This window comes from Acidovorax sp. LjRoot204, assembly GCF_056175785.1.
Map to the genome: position 1 here is coordinate 1 of NZ_JBGFFF010000306.1, position 2,130 is coordinate 2,130.

A 2,130-nucleotide genomic window follows, 5' to 3' on the forward strand; every position below is an offset into this window, starting at 1 on the left:
GTCGCAAGGTCATCACAAACCTGCCGCTGATCGTGGAAATGTTCGCGGCCATCGATCCCAGTTACACGCACCTGGTCGAGCTTCGCCGCAGGCCAAAACCTGTGATGGGCACATGGGATGCTGACGCAATGGACGATGAGGGCAACGGCAATGCGTTCACGTTGTTTGATGATCCCCAAAAGCAACACAAGCCCAGCGAATCTGTAGCTGTCTTCGGCCATGTGTGGGACTACCACTGCACGTGGAAGCATCCAGAGACAGGGCAAGGGCCTGTGTTCATCATTGATGAATGTCACCTCGCATTGCCCGATGTTGGGACCGATAAAGAGGTCGTACAGTTCTTCAAGCTGCACCGGCATTTCAACTGCGATATCTTGTTGATGACGCAGAGCTTTAGGGACATCAACCAGCCCATCGCTCGCTTGATGGCAATGCTTGTCATCTGCCGCAAAGCTGACATTCTCGGCAAGAAGGATTGCTACATCCGCAAGGTGAAGGCTGGCTACCGTGGTGCTGTCATCAGCACTGAGCAGCGCCCCTACAAGCCTCAGTATTTCCCTCTGTACAAGAGTCACACCCAAGGGAACAGCGTTGCCGAATCAGGCGCCCAGGACGTGGCCCCGCTGAGCGTCAAGCTGCGCCGCTTCACATGGGGTTTTTGGATATTCACGGCCTTCGTCATTGCCTGGATGTTCTGGCCCAAGTCGGACGCAAAAACCAAGGTTCAAAAGACCTCCGACATGCAATGGACCAAAGACCTAAAGGCCGTCCCACCGGGTGGCACTTTGCGCGCACCAGAGCAGCCCGTGCAGGCCATCAAAACCGCCACCGAGGTCCACGCCCCATCCCCTGCACAAGCAGCCTCCAGCGCTGATCCTGATGCAACGCCTGAGCCGTATGCAAGCAAGCTCTTGCACTTGACCGGCCGCATCACCATGGGCGCCAAAACGGTCTATACCTTCGCCGTGTCGAACTCCGGCCAGCGCATCAGCACGATCGACAGCAGAGACTTGCAGGCCATGGGCTACACATGGCAACCGCTCACGGATTGCGCCGGCACATTGCGGTGGAAGGGCAAGGCCCAGGCCATCACCTGCGATGCACCCGTATTGGCCCAGGGCGCGCAGGATCGGCCTGTTGTCGTGGAGGTTGCCCCTGGTCGTTCTATCGCTTCGGGCGCCGGAATTGAACCGGGTTATAGACCGTCGAGCGCCAGTCCTTCTGCTTCCCCTTCGGCAGTATCCGAAGCTGCAGCATATTTGCCCGGCGTCGTGAACCCAAGAGCCGAGCAGACCCCGCAAAGAGTGCTCCCGCCAGGATCACCAGTCCAGCCGACGCCAACCACGGATGCATCGCGGCCCATTGGACCGCCAACGTTACAAAGTCCATACCGGCACTTTACCGGATGACCAAATGTCGCCAAAACGGATCTGGCCAAGACAATCTATGCGCTAACCACGATAGGGCAGCGGGCCAGCGGTTGCCTTGCGCGCAGCCTCTCAACGTGCCCGCCGAAGCCCTTTCGCTTCACCGGTTCTGCGTATACCAGCGCCACCTGTGCAGCCTTCACCAGCTTGCCCAGGTCGCGCACCTTCTTCGCCAACTCACGCGCCCAGCTCAGCGTGGTCTTACGCACTGGATAGGCCACCCTGCCCGCCGCCTTGAACGCCGCGCCGCGTTCGGCCCTGATCGCCCGCAGCAGCCGCGTCGTAGGCCGCGACGTAGCCCACACCAGCAAGCGCCCGAACTGCAAAGGCATCTGCAGCGCCAGAGCTTCAGGAAATTTGCGGTAGTTGCTTGCGATCATCGTGTTCCCCTTCAGGTGTACCGGGCCCCTAGATTCCGGGCCGGACAACTGTTGTCTGTTGCCCGTGCAAGCTGGCCTTGCTTGCACCGTTCCCCTGAGTTCTTCGCCGTGCCATTAGCGTTGCCGGGATTGAGTTGCGGAGGGGGGAGGGTTTGTAAAGCGCAGCTTTATGGATTCCCCCCGCAGGAACTCAAAGCGCCCTCGGCGCGGTCCTGGCTTAGCGTTGGCCGAAGAGGCGAAGAAATCTGGGGAATGGTGCTGGGCGCTACCTTTCACGGGCAACGGACGCCGCGCGGCGAGCGCCCCATGCAACGCAGTTGCAC

The 2,130-nt window shown here is 60.0% G+C and carries 2 protein-coding genes; one reads left to right on the forward strand and one right to left on the reverse strand.

Annotated features, from left to right (window positions below):
* Window positions 1-1,409: zonular occludens toxin domain-containing protein (locus tag AC04MI_RS24820; RefSeq protein WP_476499000.1), on the forward strand; the 1,409-nt coding region annotated here is incomplete at its 5' end.
* A gap of 35 nt (window positions 1,410-1,444) precedes the next feature.
* On the opposite strand, the gene AC04MI_RS24825 is transcribed toward AC04MI_RS24820, so the two are convergent.
* On the reverse strand, window positions 1,445-1,807 hold the full coding sequence (locus AC04MI_RS24825; protein ID WP_476499001.1) for a hypothetical protein: 363 nt from the start codon (window positions 1,805-1,807) through the stop codon (window positions 1,445-1,447).
* Window positions 1,808-2,130: the final 323 nt, after the last annotated feature.

Coding starts and splice junctions, on each gene's coding strand:
- AC04MI_RS24825 (WP_476499001.1), bottom strand. CDS start 1,807: ATGATCGCAAGCAACTACCGCAAATTTCCTGAAGCTCTGGCGCTGCAG.